Below are 18,171 nucleotides of genomic sequence, written 5' to 3' on the forward strand. Positions count from 1 at the left end.
TCATCGTCCTCGTCGGCGGGCCAACCCGTGTGGGGGACCAGCACACCGGCCCGGCCGCCGAACCGCAACGCGCCAACGCCGCCCCTGCGCCTCACGCAGGGCAATCGGCCTGCGCAGTGGCCGTGCCCCAGCGGATCATCAGGTAGCCGGATCCGCCGATCTCCGCCACCGCGTAGCGGTGGTACGGCCATGCGCCGCCCGCACTCCGCGATTCGCTCACGAGGGCTCGGCATGCCTTGCCGGCGGCCATGTCCGCCCAGGACTCGACCTGTTGCTCGTTCCACTGCACGTAGTCCGACCAGACGTACATCACCGATCCGACCGGATCGAAGCCCACCTTGATCTCCGCGTTCCCGAGTACCCGATCGGTGCCGAGGCTCTGGCGCATGCCGTTGGCACCCGCGATGATCTGCCGGGCGGCCCCGTCCGCGACCCGGATCTCGGCGCGGTCCGTGCTCGGGATCATCGCCAGGCCGAGACCGTCTTCGTCCGGCTCCCAGTCCTGCGGGGGGCCGACGGGGACCTGCCCGGTGTCGTCGTCGGCCGCCGACCGGCACCCTGCGTTCGTGACGAAGTCGTCCTGCCATGTGATGTGGGGACTCCGGCCGCTCCCCGTCTTGACCAGGATGTACTTGCGATACGGCAGATCCGCATGAAGGCGGAGAACGACATCCCGCAGCGTCAGACACATGGTGCCGGCGATCTCCGTCTCGGCGTACAGTGCCCCCTGCTCGTCGGAGGCCAGCGTGTACGAGAGGTAGACCTCGCCGCGCGACGGGTGAAACCGCACGGCCCCCGGGTCGAAGTCGATGCCGCCGCTGAGGTCCTGTGCCACCACACCCTCGTCGTGCAGAACGGCGCGCGCGACGTCATGCTCGGCCGCGCCCTCCGCGGGCCGCGCCTGCTCCCAGCTCTTCACGGTCGCCGAACCGCTCTCGGTCGTCTGACGTTCCGCGGCCGTATCGGCCTGCGCGGTGCTCGCCGAAGGCTGCGGGGATCCGGCCGCGGAGGAGTGCGGGGCAGAGGCCTTGGGGCCGGTTTCGGCGTCCAGGGGCAACAGCGACGCCGCGCCTCCGGCCAAGCCACCGATGACGCCAGCCACGAGAACGATCGCGCCGGCCAGGCGCTTGCGTGAACGGCCGCCACCCGGGGGCAGGGGCCAGGCGGGATCGTCCCCGGCGGGTACGTCCCACGCCGAAGCGACCATGTCGACGGTCGTTGCCGGCATCGCGTCGGAGCGCACCACCTGGGTGACCTGGGCGGCCAGCAGGGCCGCGCAGGCCTGGGCGGCCTCGGCTGCCGACGGGCGGTCAGCCGGTTCCTGCGCCAGGGCCGCCTCCACGATCCCGCGCAGCGTGGCGGGGACGCCCTCCAGGTCCGCCTCACCCGACATCACGCGAAAGGCCACCACATCGGGCGCGCCCGCCCCGAACGGCAGACGCCCGGTGGCCGCATAGGCCACCAGCGCTCCCCACGCGAACACGTCCCCCGCCGGAGTTGCGGTGCCCTGACGGTATTGCTCGGGACTGATCCAGCCGGGGGTACCGGTCATCACACCGGTGCGGGTGACGCTGGTGCCGTCGCCGGCACGGGCGATGCCGAAGTCCAGCACACGAGGCCCGGCGGGGGTGAGGAGGACGTTCTGCGGCTTCACGTCCCGGTGCACCACCGCCGCGGCGTGAACGGCGGCCAGCGCCTGCGCCGTGGCGGCGGCGAAAGCGTAGAGGCTCCCCTCCCTCAGAGACCCGTGCGCGCTCACATGCTGGTCCAGCGTCGGCCCCGGCACATAGGCGGTGGCCAGCCACGGTAGGTGCGCTTCCGGGTCGGCGGCGAGCAGCGGGACGAGATGAGGCCCGGTGACCCGCGAGGACAGTTCCACCTCACGCCGGAACCTGGCCCGGAACTCGGGATCCTGGGCGTACTCGGGATGGACGACCTTGACTGCCACACGTGTTCCGTCGGAGGTGACCCCGGCGTGCACGGTGCCCATGCCTCCGGCGCCGAGGCGGCCGATGATGCGGTAGGGGCCTATGAGGGTGGGATCGCCGGGGCGCGCCGGCTGAACTCTTCCGCCGGAGCCGTTCTCACTCACGCGCACTTCCTTGCCTGTGCATCCGACCTGAACAGGTCGGTGATCCAATGGGCGTTCAGGGAAAGATCGGTCTTGCCTGTGCGGCCCGCTCGCCACAGGTGCCCACCTCCCTCATACGTCGTCGGACCACAGCCAGCCGATGTGCCGCAGCACCGGCATGATCCGGAAGCAGACGAATGCCGCCTGTCGCGGGTCAGCGTGAGGTCGTTCATGAGTCGCATGACGGTTGTCCCCCTGTCGACGTCTCCGACGGCATCCAGTCCCGCCTCGCGAGATCCAGCGCCGCCGCCCCCACGAACCAGTCCGCTGCCTCGCGGATCCCTTCACCGTCTTCTGCGAAGACCGTCGCCGGAAAGGAGGAGCACGGCTCGTTGCATGTCCGGCGCTTCCCGGGCAGGGAGTGGCCGTCGGCTGAATCTACGTCTTGTCAGGCGCCGTTGTCCGCCGATGTCAGGGCGGAGCGACTGGAGATGCGGTGCATCGGGCGCGGATGCGCCGGCCGGTGTCCGTGCACGCCCCCACGAGAGTCGCGGCTCGCTGAGGTCTCGACCGGCAGGGACGTCAGCAAAGATCAATGTGAGTCCGGAGACACCCGGCGACAGCTGACCGGACATGCGAATGGTTGTACGCTGCGGGCACCGCCCTTGACCTGCACGGCAGGCAGGGAGCAGACGAACCGGGAGTTTCCTCATGCTTCGTACGATGTTCAAGTCCAAGATCCACCGCGCCACCGTCACCCAGGCCGACCTGCACTACGTGGGATCCGTGACCATCGACGCCGATCTGCTCGACGTCGCCGACCTGCTGCCCGGCGAGCTGGTGCACATCGTGGACATCACCAACGGCGCCCGGCTGGAGACGTACGTCATCGAGGGCGAGCGCGGTTCCGGCGTCATCGGGATCAACGGCGCCGCCGCGCACCTCGTGCACCCCGGCGACCTCGTCATCATCATCAGCTACGCCCAGGTGACGGACGCCGAGGCGCGGGCACTCACGCCCCGGGTCGTGCACGTGGACCGCGACAACCGGATCGTGGCCCTGGGCGCCGACCCGTCCGAGCCGGTACCCGGCACGGACCAGCAGCGCAGCCCGCAGGCCGTCAGTGGCTGACCGACACAGAGGAGCGTGGGAATGAGCGACACGGAGATCCGTGACGACCGGGCGGCGGGCCGTCTGGAGGCCGTGGCGGACGGTGAAGTGGTCGGCCGCATCGAGTACTTCGTCCTCGACAGTCCCGAGCGCGCCCTCGTCCCCGTCCACACGATCGTCGAGCCGGCCCACGAGGGCAAGGGCATCGCGGGCTCCCTCGCCCGCGAGCTGTACGGCATCGCCGCCCGGGAGGACAGCGCGGTCGCCCCGCTCTGCCCCTACGTCGCCAAGTGGGCCGAACGCCATCCGGACGAGGCCCCACCGGCGGGCCAGGACCTGCTGACGGCGGCGAAGGGCTGGCTGGCCGTCCATCCGGGCAGGTTCTGACGACGAGCCTGCGCCCGGGGCTGACGACGAACCTGCGACCGGTCCCGCGGCCCGTCTCCACGATCAGTTCCGCGACCTGTCTCCACGACCGGTTCCGTGACGCCCCTCCACCGGCGGGGCCGGGGCAGCCCTGCCGCCCCGGCCCCCCCCGCCGCTTCCCCACCAACCCCCACCGCCCCCAGCACCCCCCGCTACCCCCATCTGGCCCCCACCCCGTCCCGCCACGGGGTGACTGCCGAAGCCGCTGTCGGGTAGGCGGGGGAGTAGTCCAGAGCCGGAGTCGATCCACTGGCTGGAGGACCTGATGACCGACCCGTATCCCGACCCCGTGTCGCCGGCACCGACACCGGGCCCGGAGCCCCAGCCCCCGGAGCCCCCGGGCCCCGATCCGGTGCCGAACCCGCAGCCCCCGCCGGGGCCCGAGCCGACGCCGCCCCCGCCGTCGCCCACCCCGCCGCCGGGGCCCACCCCGCCCCCACCCGGCCCGACGCCCCCGGGGCCCACGCCCCCGGGCCCCGGTCCCGGTCCCGTGCCGGGCCCCGACCCGTCCCCGATCCCCCCGGGACCGGAGCCCGTACCGAACCCCGAGCCCGGGCCCCCGCTGTCCTGAGCGACGGCACCGCAGCACGCCACCTACCGACGGAACGGGCCGGTGGACAGCCGCCGATCCACGGCTGTCCACCGGCCCGTTCACCGTCATCCCGGCACAGAGCGCCTACGCAAGCGCCTATGCGGAGCGCCTACGCGGAGACCTCCGACCGGTCCCCGCCCCACAGCGTGTGGAACGACCCGTCCCGGTCCACCCTCCGGTAGGTGTGCGCACCGAAGTAGTCCCGCTGCCCCTGCGTCAGCGCCGCCGGCAGCCGCTCCGCGCGCAGGGCGTCGTAGTAGGCGAGGGCCGCGGCGAAGCCCGGCGTCGGTACGCCCTGGCGGGTCGCGGCGACCAGCACCTCGCGCCAGTCGTCCTGGGCGTCGGCGATCTCCTGCGCGAACGTCGCGTCCGACAGCAGGCTCGGCAGGTCGGGCCGGGCGTCGTAGGCCGCGCGGATCCGGTCCAGGAAGGCCGCGCGGATGATGCAGCCGCCACGCCACAGCGCGGACACCGCGCCCAGGTCGATGTCCCAGCCGTACTCACCGCGCGCCGCGTCGATCTCGTGGAAGCCCTGCGTGTACGACACGATCTTCGACGCGTACAGCGCCTGCTCCACCCGGTCGGCGAAGGCCCGGGCCTCCGCCTCGCCCAGCGGCTTCGCCTGCGGGCCGGCCAGCCCCCGCGAGGCCTCCCGCAGCTCCGCGTGGCCGGAGAGGGAGCGCGCGAACACGGCCTCCGCGATGCCGGACACCGGAACGCCCAGGTCGAGGGCGATCTGGACCGTCCAGCGGCCGGTGCCCTTCTGCTCGGCCTGGTCCACCACCACGTCCACGAACGGCTTGCCCGTCTCCGCGTCCACGTGGGAGAGCACCTCGGCGGTGATCTCGATCAGGTAGGAGTCGAGACGGCCCTGGTTCCAGGTGCGGAAGATGTCCGCGATCTCGGCGGGGGAGTACCCGGCGACGTCCCGCAGCAGCTGGTACGCCTCGCCGATGAGCTGCATGTCCGCGTACTCGATGCCGTTGTGCACCATCTTCACGAAGTGCCCGGCGCCGTCGGGGCCGACGTGGGAGACGCACGGCGTGCCGTCGGCCGCCTTGGCCGAGATCTTCTCCAGCATCGGGCCCAGCGAGTCGTAGGACTCCTTCGGGCCGCCCGGCATGATGCTCGGGCCGTTCAGCGCGCCCTCCTCGCCGCCGGAGACGCCCATGCCGACGAAGTGGATGCCCTGCTCGCGCAGGTCCCGCTCGCGGCGCCGGGTGTCGGCGAAGTGCGCGTTGCCGCCGTCGATGATCATGTCGCCGGGCTCCAGCAGCGGCGCGAACTCCTGGATCACCGCGTCTGTCGGCTCACCGGCCTTCACCATCACCACCAGCCGGCGCGGCCGCTCCAGCGCGGCCACGAAGTCCTTCGCGCTCTCGCACGCGATGAACTCGCCCTCCCCGCCGAACTCCTCGACCAGGGCGTGCGTGCGTGAGGGCGTCCGGTTGTGCACCGCCACCGTGTAGCCGTTGCGGGCGAAGTTGCGGGCGAGGTTGCGGCCCATGACCGCGAGACCCGTGACGCCGATCTGCGCTGTACTGCTCATTCGGTTCGCTCCTAAAGACCTCGGTATAGGTGCTGCCGGGGCATGCCCGCCGGCACGACCCCCGGCGACCATCCTGTCGTGCTCCACCCGCGTCCGCACGCGCGGGTCGTGCGGCGTGGCGCGGGGCGGGACGGCATGGCGCAGGACCATACGCACGAGAGCACCCGGGGCACTCAGCCGAGGCACGCGTCCCCGCGTACGCCGCACCCGTGCACCGCGTGGCGTACGCGGTGCACCGCCGGGGCGCACGTCGCGCAACAGGGGCCTCATACCGGCCATTTGTGACTCCCGGGCGGCCGATAGCCGTCTTGTTCCGGCCGGTTCGCCGCGCTTACTTTTGCCCCTCCTGACGCATGTCTAGGGGGGGCAATCGATGGCCGTACGCGGCCGGCACCGCCGGTATCAGCCGAACAGGATCAACCGCGCCTCACTCACCGTCACGGCGGGCGGCGCGGGGATGGCGCTCCCGTTCCTGGGCGCCGGCACCGTCCACGCGGCGGACGTGGGCACCTGGAACAAGGTCGCCGCCTGCGAGTCGAGCAACGACTGGGACATCAACAGCGGCAACGGCTTCTACGGCGGGCTGCAGTTCACCCAGTCCACCTGGGAGGCGTACGGCGGCCGGGCCTACGCGGCACGCGCCGACCTCGCCACCAAGGACCAGCAGATCGCCGTCGCCGAGAAGGTGCTGGACGGGCAGGGCCCGGGCGCCTGGCCGGTGTGCTCGGTACGGGCCGGGCTGACCCGGGGCGGTGCCGAGCCCGACATCCGCCCGGCCTCCGGGAGCACGAGGCAGGAGACCGGGAAGGGCACCGAGCGCGACGCGCGGAAGAAGGCCAGGACCTCCGTCGAGGACGTACGGCCGCAGTCCACACCGCAGTCCCGGGCGGGCAAGGCCGAGATGTACACGGTCGTCCGCGGCGACACGCTCTCCGGCATCGCCTCGGACCAGGACGTCCGGGGCGGCTGGCGGGGCCTGTACACGGCCAACCGCTCGACCATCGGGGCCGATCCCGACCTGATCGTGCCCGGCCAGCGGCTCGCGCTGCGCGGCGAGGGCGCGGCGAAGACGCGTCCGGCGCCCAAGCCGTCCGAGTCGGCCCGGCCCGTCCCGCACAAGCCGTCCGAGGAGCGTGGGAAGGAGCGCGCCAAGGAGGCCGCCAAGGAGCGGGCCAAGGTCGAGAGCAAGGACCGGGCGAGGGACCAGCGCAAGGACCGGGCCGAGGACGAGCGCAAGGAGCGCGCGGCCCGGTCCACGGCCACCCGGCAGGGACTCGTCGCCCCGGTCGGCGCCTCCCTGGGCACGCCCTACCGCAAGGCGGGCTCGTCCTGGTCGAAGGGCTACCACACCGGCATCGACTTCCCCGTGCCCACCGGCACGTCCGTGAAGTCGGTCGCCTCGGGCAGCGTCGTCAGCGCGGGGTGGGGCGGCTCGTTCGGCTACCAGGTCGTGATCCGGCACGCCGACGGCCGCTACAGCCAGTACGCCCATCTGTCGGCGATCTCCGTACGGGACGGGCAGACGGTGAGCGCCGGCCAGCGCATCGGCCGGTCCGGCTCCACGGGCAACAGTTCGGGCCCGCATCTGCACTTCGAGGTGCGGACGGGGCCCGGTTTCGGCTCGGACGTCGACCCCGTGGCGTACCTCAGGGCCGGCGGCGTCAGGATCTGACGCGCGTGCGGTGCCGGTTCACCGCGGGCAGCGGCACGTACGGGACGCCGTAGAAGGGCACGTAGGAGAGCGGGTGCCGGTCGTCGGCGGGCCCCGGCGCCGCCCCGCCGCCGTACGCCGCGTCCGGCCCGGCGGGGGCTGCCGGCCCCGGCACGAGCAGGTCGTCGACAAGCAGGTCCTCGGCGAGCAGCGGACCGCTGCCCCCGGGCGCGGCGTCCGGCCCGGCGGCAGCGGGGTCGGGCGGCCCGCCCGGGTCGGCGGGGGCAGCGGTGCCGTCCGGTGTCAGTGCCAGGGGGACGCCGGGCCCGCCGGCTGCCGACGGCATGCCGACCGGAGACGGCCCGGCCCGCTCCGCCACCCCGCACAGCGCTCCCACCGTCTCCGGGATCTCCCGCGGGCTCCCGGCCGGCCCGTCCGCGCGACCGCCCAGGACGCCCGTCGCCACGAGGTCCGCGTCCAGGTCCGCCCCGATGCTCGTCCGGCGAACCGCCTCCGCCCCGAGGCCCGCCCCGATGCTCGTCCGGCGACCCGTCTCCGCGTCGAGGACCGCCCTGCCGATGCTCGTCCCGCGACCCGCCGCCACCGCGACCGGCTGCCTCCCGGCCGACTCCGTCTCCGGCTGCGCCGCCTCGTGCTCCGGCTGGGTCCGGGCGAGCCGTTCCGTCGTCAGCAGGATCAGACCGCCGGCCGCCACCACGCCGCAGCTCAGGGCCAGCGCCGTGCCGGTCGTGCCGTAGCGGAAGGTCTCGCCGAACATGGTGATGCCGACCGCGGCCGCCACCACCGGGTTCACGACCGTCAGCGTGGCCAGCGGGGCCGCGAGGCCGGCACCCCGGTAGGACGCCTGCGACAGCAGCATGCCGGCCGTGGCCAGGACGCCGATCACGGCGAGGGAGGGCACGTCCGCCGCCGACACGCCGCCGGTCCAGTCGACCGCGACGGTCTTGGTGAACACCGAGGACATGCCGAACGCGATGCCCGAGGCCGTCGCCAGCAGCATGCTGCGGACCGCCGGGTGCCGGTGCGCGGCCCGCGCGGCGATCATCAGCGACACGACCACGCCCGCGGTGACCAGGGCCACCGCCACCCGCTCCGCCGCGTTCAGCGACTGCGCGTCGGACGCGGCGACCAGGGACAGCAGACCGGCGAGACCGACCGTCGCCATGATCGCGCCCCGCCAGGCCGTGGCACCGGCCCTGCGGCCGACGAAGAGGGCCGCCATCGGCAGCGCCACCACGATGGTCAGCGCGCCCAGCGGCTGCACCAGGCTCAGCGGACCGTAGGCCAGCGCCACCACGTGCAGCAGTCCGCCGAGGCCGTTCAGCGCGACCGCCGCCCACCAGCCCGGCCGCCGCAGCGGCGCGTACTGCTCACCCGGCGACGACTCCGCCACCCGCTCCTGCACGATCGCCCCGCCCGCGTAGGCGAACGCGGAGACGAGGGACAGCAGGACGGACAACGCGAGGGCGCTCATCGGCTGCTCCTCTGCGTCTGGCGGGGGCGCTCGGCCCGGCGCGGCGAAAGGTCGGCTTTCATGACCAACACCCTGCCGTGTCCAGGTGTTCCCGTCGTCGTCCCTGAGCACTCATTGGGTCCTACTGCCGATGGAGTACGAGGAGAACCCGGTCATCCCCAGGGTGGGCGCCGCCGGTGGGGGGTCCCCTGGTCGCATCCCTTAGGGGCCTTGGTACTACTGCTCTTCGTGGACCTCGACCCCGACCTCGCCGCGCTCCGGCCGCTCGGCGGCTTCTTCGTCCTGCGCACGGGGGGAACGCCGGCCGGGTCCCTTCCCACTCTCGCACAGGCCTACGCACAGAGGTCACCGGAGGTGTCACGAAATCCGCTGAACTTCCGGGTGCGCAAGGTCGCGCACGCCCTGCGCACCCCGGAGCCGCGCGTCGCCGCGTCCGTGGCCCACCAGGGCCTGGCGGCCCGGCTCTGGTCGGTCGCGCTGGGCTGCGCCGCGCTGTACGGCCGCCTCCCCGACCTCGACGCCCGGCTGCTGCGCTGGGACCCGGACGGCAGCGCCCCCGACGACCTGTGGCTGTCCGGCGTGCGGTCCTCGCCCGCGGATCCCGGCCGGCTCGCGGACACCGTGCTGCGCGGTCACCTCGAACCCCTGGCGGCGGCCCTGCGCGTCCACCACCGCCTCGCCCCGGGCCTGCTGCGCGGCAACGCGGCCTCCGCGCTGGCGGGCGCCGCACGCGAACTCGACCGCTGGGCCCGGCGGAACGACCGCGGCGACATCGCGGCCCGCGCCCGCTCCCTGACGGCCGGACTCCTCGCCCACCCCCTGCTCGACGGCGCCGGAACGCTCACCGGCACGGCCTTCCGGCGCCGCAGCTGCTGCCTGTACTACCGGGTGCCCGGCGGGGGCGTCTGCGGCGACTGTTGCTTCACAAGTCCGCCTCGCTCTTCCCCGGGCGCCCCATCTGGGTGACCATGAAAGGGAACGGCCGCTGAGAGCAGGGAGTTGCGGGTGCGAGTGGGACTGCTGACCCGGGAGTACCCGCCGGATGTGTACGGCGGCGCGGGCGTCCACGTGGAGTTCCTCGCGAGGGAGCTGAGACCGCTCGTCGACCTCGACGTGCACTGCTGGGGCGAGGGCCGCGTCGACGGCGTCCGGCGCCACCGGCCCTGGTCCGCCCTCGACGGGGCGAACGACGCGCTGCGCACCTTCTCCGTGGACCTCGCCATGGCCGCCGCCCTGGAGGGCCGCGAGCTGGTCCACTCCCACACCTGGTACGCCAACCTCGGCGGCCACCTCGCCAAGCTGCTGTACGGCATCCCGCACGTGATGACCGCGCACTCCCTGGAGCCGCTGCGCCCCTGGAAGGCCGAGCAGCTCGGCGGCGGCTACGAGCTGTCGAGCTGGGCCGAGCGCACCGCGATCGAGGCCGCCGACGCGGTGATCGCCGTCTCCTCGGCCATGCGCGAGGACATCCTCGGCTGCTACCCGGCGCTGGACCCGGAGAAGGTCCACGTCGTGCACAACGGCATCGACACGAGCCTGTACCGCCCCGACCACGGCTCGGACGCCCTGGACCGGATCGGCCTGGACCGCTCCCGCCCGTACGTGCTGTTCGTCGGCCGCATCACCCGGCAGAAGGGCGTGCCCCACCTGCTGCGCGCGGTGCGCGGCATCGACCCGGCCGCCCAGGTCGTGCTGTGCGCGGGCGCGCCGGACACGCCGGAGATCGACCGGGAGTTCCGCGAGCTGTTCGCGGAGCTGAGCGAGGTCCGCGACGGCGTGTTCTGGATCCCGAGGATGCTGCCGCGCCCGGAGGTCATCCAGCTCCTGACGCACGCCGCGCTGTTCGTCTGCCCCTCGGTGTACGAGCCGCTCGGCATCGTGAACCTGGAGGCGATGGCCTGCGGCACGCCCGTGGTGGCCTCGGCGGTCGGCGGCATCCCCGAGGTCGTGGACGACGGCCGGACCGGACTGCTCGTCCCGGCCGGTGACGGCTTCGAGGCAGGGCTCGCCCGGGCCATGGACACCGTCCTCGGCGATCCGGGGGCCGCGCGGCGGATGGGCGAGGCCGGGCGGGAGCGCGCGGTCGGCGAGTTCGGCTGGGACGCGGTGGCCCGCCGCACGGTCCGGCTCTACGAGGAGATCGTCAAACAGGCTTAGCGGGTACTGCTCGGGGGCAGGCAGAGGGAAATCGGCGTGAGGGGAGCGGCCATGCGTGGTGGTGGTCCTTCGGTCCTGGGGATCGTGCTGGCGGGCGGCGAGGGCAAGCGGCTGATGCCCCTGACCGCGGACCGGGCCAAACCGGCGGTGACCTTCGGCGGCACGTACCGCCTGGTCGACTTCGTGCTGTCCAACCTCGTGAACGCCGACGTGCTGCGCATCTGCGTGCTGACGCAGTACAAGTCGCACTCGCTGGACCGGCACATCACCACCACCTGGCGGATGTCCAACCTCCTCGGGAACTACGTCACGCCCGTCCCCGCCCAGCAGCGCCTGGGCCCCCGCTGGTACCTGGGCAGCGCCGACGCGATCCTGCAGTCGCTGAACCTGATCTACGACGAGCGCCCCGAGTACGTCGCCGTCTTCGGTGCCGACCACGTCTACCGCATGGACCCGCGCCAGATGCTCACCCAGCACATCGAGAGCGGGGCGGGTGTGACGGTGGCCGGGATCCGGGTGCCGCGCACCGAGTCCTCGTCCTTCGGTGTGATCACGCCGGGCTCGGACGGCCAGACGGTGGAGCGCTTCCTGGAGAAGCCGTCGGCCCCGCCCGGCCTGGCGGACGACCCCAACTCCGTCTTCGCCTCGATGGGCAACTACATCTTCACCACCAAGGCCCTCATCGAGGCGCTCCGGCGGGACGCCGAGGACGAGTCCTCCGTGCACGACATGGGCGGCTCGATCCTGCCCCAGCTGACCGACCGGGGCGAGGCCGCGCTGTACGACTTCAGCGACAACCACGTGCCCGGCGAGACCACCCGCGACCAGGGCTACTGGCGGGACGTCGGGACGCTGGACGCGTACTACGAGGCCCACATGGACCTGATCGCCGAGCGGCCCGCCTTCAACCTGTACAACCGCAGCTGGCCGATCTACACGCACTCGTACCAGCTCTCGCCGGCCCGCTTCAACGCCGGCGGCATCGCCAGCGAGTCCATCATCAGCGCGGGCTGCCTGGTGCGCGGGCAGGTCACGCGATCGGTGCTGTCGCCGGGCGTGGTGGTCGACCCGGGGGCCGTGGTGCAGGGGTCGGTGCTGCACGACAACGTGCACATCGGCCGGGGTGCGGTGGTGCGCGGCGCCGTCCTGGACAAGAACGTCGAGGTGCCGCCGGGCGCGACGATCGGCGTCAACCCGGAGCGGGACGCGGAGCTGTACTCGGTCTCCAAGGGCGGGGTCATCGCGCTCGGGAAGGGCCAGCTGGTCACCTGACGGGCTGTGGCCGGGACGGACTTTGTCCTGGCTCTGGACGAAGAAGCGGAATCCATGTTGTCATGCCACCTCCTGTACATGACAACGTTGTAACGGAGGATCCGTGCGTACCGGACGCCTCAGAGACCGGCTCGCGTTACTGCTCGCCGCACTCCTCGCCCTCACGGGCCTGACCGCCGCCCCCGCCCTCGCCGACGACCCCGCCGACCCGGCCGGGATCCACGGCCTCAAGGGCGAGTACTACACCCACTCCGCCCCCGGCGCCTTCGACTTCCACACCCTCAAGGCGACGACCTTCGACCAGGACCTCGACTTCGACAACCTGGAACCGCGCCTGGCCTTCACCACCGGCAGGTCCGACGACGTCAGCGTCCGCTGGACCGGGAAGATCGTCCCGGAGAAGACCGGGCCGCACACCTTCTCCCTCACCGCCGACAACGGCTTCCGCCTCTGGATCGACGGCCGGCTCGCCATCGACCACTGGGTCGACGACTGGGACCGCGAACAGACCGCCGAGCCCGTCGAGCTGACCGCCGGCCGGGCCTACGACCTCAAGGTCGAGTACTTCGAGCACTACGGCGGCTCCAACCTCCACCTGCGCTGGACCCAGCCCGGCGCCGCCAAGGCCCCCGTCCCGCAGTCGGCCTTCCGCCTGCCCGACGGCTTCGACTACGACGGCGCCCTCGCGGCCACCGTGCAGCCCACCGGCCGCACCCTGAAGCTCGACTTCGCCCAGGAGCTCACCGCACCCCCGGCGGGCTTCACCGGCCACCTGGACGCCGTGATCGGCGGCGCCGCCTGGCCCCTGGGGGAGGCCCGCCTCGACCCGGCCGACCCCACCGCCCTCCTGGTCGCCCTCGACGAGCCCGTCGTCGGCAACAAGACCGGCACGGCCCGCGGCACGGCCGACGTCCGCTACGACGGGGAAGGAGGCCTCACCGACACCGACGGCAACGTTGTCAAAGAGTTCTGGTCGTCCGGCCCGAACCACTCGACCCACCAGCTGCGCACCCGCTGGGCCGGCGAGGTCGGACCGGACAACGCCCTCCCGGAGTACCCGCGCCCGCAGCTGACCCGCAACGCCTGGCGCAGCCTCAACGGCCGCTGGCAGTTCGCCGCCGCCGAGGAGGGCGAGCAGCCGCCCGTCGGCAGGACGCTGAAGGAGCGCATCCTCGTCCCGTACCCGGTGGAGTCCCAGCTCTCCGGCATCGAGCGGCACGAGGACCGCATGTGGTACCGCCGCACCTTCACCGTCCCCGCCGACTGGCGGATCGGCTCCGGCAAGCGGCTCAGGCTCAACTTCGGCGCCGTCGACTGGCGCTCCGAGGTCTACGTCAACGGCACGAAGGTCGCCACGCACGAGGGCGGCTACGACAAGTTCAGCGCCGACGTCACCGACGCGCTCGAGCCCGGCCGCACCCAGGAGCTCATCGTCGGCGTGTACGACCCGACCGACGCCGCCTCCGGGGAGAACCCGCCGCTGGGCAAGCAGCGCCTGGACCCCAGCGGCATCTGGTACACCCCGTCCTCCGGCATCTGGCAGACGGTCTGGATGGAGCCGGTGGCCCGCGACCACGTCGACTCCCTCAAGATCACGCCCGACGTGGCCGGCGAGAAGGTCACCGTCGAGGCCCGGGGCGTCCGGGACGGCGTGCCGATCACGGCGACGGCGTACGACGGCCGGCGCAAGGTGGCCACGGCGAGCGGCCGCACCGGCGGCCCGCTGACGCTGACCGTCCGCGACCCGCACCTGTGGTCGCCCGACGACCCGTTCCTCTACGGCCTGAAGGTCACGGTCGGCGGCGACCGGGTCGGCAGCTACTTCGGCATGCGCTCCATCGCCGTCGAGAAGGTGAACGGCGTCCCGCGCACGGTCCTCAACGGCGAGCCGGTGTTCATGATGGCCACCCTCGACCAGGGCTTCTGGCCCGACGGCCTGCACACCGCACCCACCGACGAGGCCCTGGCCTACGACCTGAAGGCGCACAAGCGGCTCGGCTTCAACTCGGTGCGCAAGCACATCAAGGTCGAGCCGGACCGCTGGTTCTACTGGGCCGACAGGCTCGGGCTGCTGGTGTGGCAGGACATGCCCGCGATGACGGCCGGGGTGAACCCGAGCGCCTCCTCCCGCGCCCGCTACGAGCGCGAGCTGAAGGAGATGATCGACGAGCACAGCAGCAGCCCGTCGGTCGTCATGTGGGTGACCTTCAACGAGGGCTGGGGCCAGTACGACGTCGGCCGGATCGCCGAGCAGGCCAAGGCATGGGACCCCACCCGGCTGGTCAACGGCCAGTCCGGGCTGAACCTCGGCGCCGACGGCGGAACCGGCGACATCATGGACGAGCACGGCTACCCGAGCCCCGCCCTGCCGCCCCGCCCCGACGGGGAGCGCGCCCTGGTCAGCGGCGAGTACGGCGGCCTGGGCCTCGCGGTGCCGGGCCACGCCTGGTCGGTGCAGCAGTCGTACGTCGACGTCGACCCGGCCACCTACACGGAGGACTACCTGGAGAAGCTGGACGAGGTCCGCGCGCTGGTCTGCAAGGGCGGCAACGGCGCCGTGTACACCCAGATCGCGGACGTCGAGGGTGAACTGAACGGCTTCCTCACCTACGACCGCGCCGTGCTGAAACCCGACACGGCACGGCTGAAGGCGGCCCACCAGGAGCTGATCCGTGACGCCTCCCGGGTGACACCCACGGGGTGCCCGGCGCCGCAACCTGTGCTGGACTGACCGGACATGCACCATGTGTCCCGCCCCGGATCACGGGGCGGGACACGTAATCTGCTGTTAACTGTACGTAGCCTGATCGTACTTGACCGTAATCGGCGGGGGGCGGTTGACTGCTGACCCACCCGTCGTCGACGCGAGGCAAGCCCTTGACTGCTGACCTGCTCGCTCCTCTGGACCTGGCGTTCTGGAACATCGAGTCCGCCGACCACCCGATGCACCTCGGTGCGCTCGGGGTCTTCTCCGCGCACTCGCCCGCCGCGGGCGCCCACGCGGCGGACCTGCTCGCGGCCCGGGCCGCCGGGGTCTCCGGACTGCGCATGCGGATCCGCGACGTGTGGCAGCCGCTGCCCGGCGCCCTGCGCCGGCCGCTCGCCTTCGGGGGTGCCGCCCGCGAGCCCGACCCGGACTTCGACCCCCTGAACCACGTCCGGCTGCACGCGCCGACCGCCGACTTCCAGGCCGCGGCGGGCCGGCTCATGGGGCGTCCGCTGGAGCGCGGCAGGCCGCCCTGGGAGGCCCATGTGCTGCCCGGCGAGGACGGGGTGTGCTTCGCGGTGCTGTTCAAGTTCCACCACGCCCTGGCCGACGGGCTGCGGGCCCTGACCCTCGCCGCGGGCGTCATGGACCCCATGGACATGCCCGCACCCCGGCCCCGCCCGGCCGAACCGCCGCGCGGCCTGCTCCCGGACGTGCGCGACCTGCCCGGACTCATGCGCGGCGCCCTGTCCGACGTGGGCCGCGCCCTGGACATCGGCGCCTCCCTCGCCCGCTCCTCCCTGGAGGTGCGCTCCAGCCCCGCGCTCACCTGCGAGCCGAGCGGCACCCGCCGCACCACAGGAGTGGTCCTCGACCTCGACGACGTGCACCGGGTGCGCAAGACCGTCGGCGGCACCGTCAACGACGTCCTCATCGCCGTCGTCGCGGGGGCCCTGCGCCGCTGGCTCGACGAGCGCGGCGACGGCAGCCGGGACGTCGCGCCCCGCGCCCTGATCCCCGTCTCCAAGCGCCGCCCGCGCACCGCGTATCCGCAGGGCAACCGGCTCTCCGGGTACTTGATACGGCTTCCGGTGGACGATCCGGACCCGCTGGCCCGCCTCGCCTGCGTCCGCACCGCCATGGACCGCAACAAGGACGCCGGGCCCAACCGGGGCGCGGGCGCCGTCGCCCTGCTCGCCGACCACGTCCCCGCCCTCGCCCACCGGCTCGGCGGCCCCCTGGTCGGCCAGGCGGCGCGGCTCTGGTTCGACATCCTCGTGACCAGCGTCCCGCTGCCCAGCCTGGGCCTGAAGCTCGGCGGCCACCCGCTCACCGCCGTCTTCCCCTTCGCCCCGCTGGCCGCCGGCCACGCGCTGGCGGTGGCCGTGTCGACGTACCGCGGGAGCGTCCACTACGGCCTCGTCGCCGACGGCGAGGCGGTCCCCGACCTCGACCTGTTCGCCACCGCCCTCTCCAAGGAGGTGGCGACGCTGATCAAGGCCTGCCGGTCGTGATCGACGCGGGTTTGGCGGTGCGGCCCGCCGCTGAAGTAAAATCCGCCGTTCGAAAGCGGGCGCGACCGGCGCGCCGCGAGGCACAGCAGGGAAACGCAGCGGCGATGACGGTGACAGAGGACGGCCCGCGGGCCATGGACGAGGCGAACGGCCCCTCGTACGGACCCGGCATCGACCCCGAGCGGCTGGCCGTCTGCCTCAGTGTGCTCGAGGAACTCGACAAGCTGGAGGTCGACCACCCGGACGCGATCGCCGTGCGCCGGGCCACCGCGGGCGTCTACCGCATGGTCAAGCAGCGCCGCCGCCAGGAGCGCCGGGCCGCCAAGACCGCCCACGACAGGGCGGTCACCGAGGCCACCGCGACCGGCTCCGCCCAGCGCATCGACGACGAGACCGAGGGCCTGCTGCCCTCCTCGCGCACCCAGGAGGGCCGGATCGCGGGGGTACTCCAGCGCCCGCGCTCCTGCTACACCTGCAAGACCCGCTACGTGGAAGTCGACTACTTCTACCACCAGCTCTGTCCCGACTGCGCCCGCGTGAACCGCGCCAAGCGCGACGCCCGCGCCGACCTCAGCGGCAAGCGGGCCCTGCTCACCGGCGGCCGCGCCAAGATCGGCATGTACATCGCGCTGCGGCTGCTGCGCGACGGCGCGCACACCACCATCACCACGCGCTTCCCCAAGGACGCCATCCGCCGCTTCAAGGCCATGGACGACTCCGCGGACTGGATGCACCGCCTGGAGGTCGTCGGCATCGACCTGCGCGACCCGGCACAGGCCGTGGCCCTCGCCGAGCAGGTCGCCGAGGCGGGCCCGCTCGACATCCTCGTCAACAACGCGACCCAGACCGTGCGCCGGCTGCCCTCCGCGTACGCCGCCCTGGTCGAGGGCGAGAGCGCCCCGCTGCCCGCGGGCGAGCTGCCCGCCCACCACGTCATCGGCGCCTTCAACTCCGGCGCGGTCGACGGGCTGGCCGCGCTGCCCCAGGGCATCAGCGGCCTCGACGCGCAGCAGGTCGCCGACCTGGCCCTGGTCGCGGGCAACGCCAGCGTCGAGCGGCACCTCGACGGCACGGCCATCGACGCGGGCGGACTCGTCCCCGACGTCGTCGACACCAACACCTGGGTGCAGACCATCGAGCAGATCTCCCCGGTGGAGCTGCTGGAGACCCAGCTGTGCAACTACACCGCACCCTTCATCCTGATCAGCAAGCTGCGGCCGGCGATGGCCGAGGCGGCGAAGAAGGCGGCGAGCGGCCGGGCCTACGTCGTGAACGTCTCGGCGATGGAGGGGGTGTTCGGGCGCGGCTACAAGGGCGCGGGCCACCCGAACACCAACGCCGCCAAGGCCGCGATGAACATGGTGACGCGCACCAGCGCCCAGGAGATGTTCCAGACCGACGGCATCCTGATGACCTCGGTCGACACGGGGTGGATCACCGACGAGCGGCCCCACTACGACAAGCTGCGCCTCGCCGAGGAGGGCTTCCACGCACCGCTCGACCTGATCGACGGCGCGGCCCGCGTGTACGACCCCGTCGTGCGCGGTGAGGCGGGGGAGGACCTGTACGGGGTGTTCCTGAAGGACTACGCCCCCGGGAAGTGGTAGGCGGCTCGGGCCCCGCCCTT

The 18,171-nt window shown here is 72.9% G+C and carries 12 protein-coding genes; 9 read left to right on the forward strand and 3 right to left on the reverse strand.

Going from position 1 to position 18,171, the window contains the following annotated elements:
- Positions 1-91: 91 nt before the first annotated feature.
- On the reverse strand, positions 92-2,092 hold the full coding sequence (locus tag ABZY20_RS07660; RefSeq protein WP_356438017.1) for a serine/threonine-protein kinase: 2,001 nt from the start codon (positions 2,090-2,092) through the stop codon (positions 92-94).
- A 690-nt stretch (positions 2,093-2,782) separates the two neighbouring features.
- Between ABZY20_RS07660 and panD the strand changes: the two genes are divergently transcribed.
- Together panD and ABZY20_RS07670 are read left to right on the forward strand one after the other, a co-directional pair.
- Positions 2,783-3,202, forward strand: a complete 420-nt coding sequence (gene panD, locus ABZY20_RS07665; protein ID WP_356438019.1) for an aspartate 1-decarboxylase — start codon at positions 2,783-2,785, stop codon at positions 3,200-3,202.
- 21 nt (positions 3,203-3,223) lie between these two features.
- Positions 3,224-3,568 (forward strand): GNAT family N-acetyltransferase, encoded by a 345-nt coding sequence (locus ABZY20_RS07670; RefSeq protein ID WP_356438022.1) that lies wholly within the window; start codon positions 3,224-3,226, stop codon positions 3,566-3,568.
- Positions 3,569-4,308: 740 nt separating this feature from the next.
- Here ABZY20_RS07670 and gndA read toward each other — a convergent pair.
- Positions 4,309-5,748, reverse strand: a complete 1,440-nt coding sequence (gene gndA, locus ABZY20_RS07675) for an NADP-dependent phosphogluconate dehydrogenase (protein ID WP_356438025.1) — start codon at positions 5,746-5,748, stop codon at positions 4,309-4,311.
- 373 nt (positions 5,749-6,121) lie between these two features.
- On the opposite strand from gndA, the gene ABZY20_RS07680 reads away from it, so the two are divergent.
- Positions 6,122-7,420 (forward strand): transglycosylase family protein, encoded by a 1,299-nt coding sequence (locus ABZY20_RS07680; RefSeq protein WP_356438027.1) that lies wholly within the window; start codon positions 6,122-6,124, stop codon positions 7,418-7,420.
- Here the strand turns inward: ABZY20_RS07680 and ABZY20_RS07685 are convergent.
- Complete coding sequence (locus ABZY20_RS07685; protein WP_356438030.1) at positions 7,410-8,894, reverse strand: DMT family transporter; 1,485 nt, start codon at positions 8,892-8,894, stop codon at positions 7,410-7,412. The genes ABZY20_RS07680 and ABZY20_RS07685 overlap by 11 nt on opposite strands.
- A gap of 210 nt (positions 8,895-9,104) precedes the next feature.
- On the opposite strand from ABZY20_RS07685, the gene ABZY20_RS07690 reads away from it, so the two are divergent.
- The 6 genes from ABZY20_RS07690 to ABZY20_RS07715 all read left to right on the forward strand — a co-directional run bounded on the left by ABZY20_RS07690 (position 9,105) and on the right by ABZY20_RS07715 (position 18,151).
- The gene (locus tag ABZY20_RS07690; RefSeq protein WP_356438031.1) at positions 9,105-9,860 is read left to right on the forward strand and encodes a (2Fe-2S)-binding protein; all 756 of its coding nucleotides are present in this window, start codon (positions 9,105-9,107) and stop codon (positions 9,858-9,860) included.
- Between the two features lie 39 nt (positions 9,861-9,899).
- Positions 9,900-11,051, forward strand: coding sequence for a glycogen synthase (glgA, locus tag ABZY20_RS07695; RefSeq protein WP_356438034.1), 1,152 nt, complete (start codon positions 9,900-9,902; stop codon positions 11,049-11,051).
- 51 nt (positions 11,052-11,102) lie between these two features.
- Entirely contained in the window at positions 11,103-12,323 is a 1,221-nt protein-coding gene (glgC, locus tag ABZY20_RS07700) for a glucose-1-phosphate adenylyltransferase (protein WP_356438037.1), read from the forward strand.
- 103 nt (positions 12,324-12,426) lie between these two features.
- Positions 12,427-15,054: a PA14 domain-containing protein gene (locus ABZY20_RS07705; protein ID WP_356438040.1), complete on the forward strand. Its 2,628-nt coding sequence runs from the start codon at positions 12,427-12,429 to the stop codon at positions 15,052-15,054.
- 146 nt (positions 15,055-15,200) lie between these two features.
- Positions 15,201-16,544: a wax ester/triacylglycerol synthase family O-acyltransferase gene (locus ABZY20_RS07710; protein WP_356438042.1), complete on the forward strand. Its 1,344-nt coding sequence runs from the start codon at positions 15,201-15,203 to the stop codon at positions 16,542-16,544.
- 104 nt (positions 16,545-16,648) lie between these two features.
- The gene (locus tag ABZY20_RS07715; protein WP_356438045.1) at positions 16,649-18,151 is read left to right on the forward strand and encodes an SDR family NAD(P)-dependent oxidoreductase; all 1,503 of its coding nucleotides are present in this window, start codon (positions 16,649-16,651) and stop codon (positions 18,149-18,151) included.
- The last annotated feature ends 20 nt before the right edge of the window (positions 18,152-18,171 follow it).

The organism is Streptomyces sp. NPDC006624, assembly GCF_040611555.1.
Taxonomy (GTDB): domain Bacteria; phylum Actinomycetota; class Actinomycetes; order Streptomycetales; family Streptomycetaceae; genus Streptomyces.

Bases quoted from the DNA above. Each gene is read 5' to 3' on its own strand.
- panD (WP_356438019.1), top strand. From the start codon at position 2,783: ATGCTTCGTACGATGTTCAAGTCCAAGATCCACCGCGCCACCGTCACC.
- ABZY20_RS07670 (WP_356438022.1), top strand. From the start codon at position 3,224: ATGAGCGACACGGAGATCCGTGACGACCGGGCGGCGGGCCGTCTGGAG.
- gndA (WP_356438025.1), bottom strand. From the start codon at position 5,748: ATGAGCAGTACAGCGCAGATCGGCGTCACGGGTCTCGCGGTCATGGGC.
- ABZY20_RS07680 (WP_356438027.1), top strand. From the start codon at position 6,122: ATGGCCGTACGCGGCCGGCACCGCCGGTATCAGCCGAACAGGATCAAC.
- ABZY20_RS07685 (WP_356438030.1), bottom strand. From the start codon at position 8,894: ATGAGCGCCCTCGCGTTGTCCGTCCTGCTGTCCCTCGTCTCCGCGTTC.
- glgC (WP_356438037.1), top strand. From the start codon at position 11,103: ATGCGTGGTGGTGGTCCTTCGGTCCTGGGGATCGTGCTGGCGGGCGGC.
- ABZY20_RS07715 (WP_356438045.1), top strand. From the start codon at position 16,649: ATGACGGTGACAGAGGACGGCCCGCGGGCCATGGACGAGGCGAACGGC.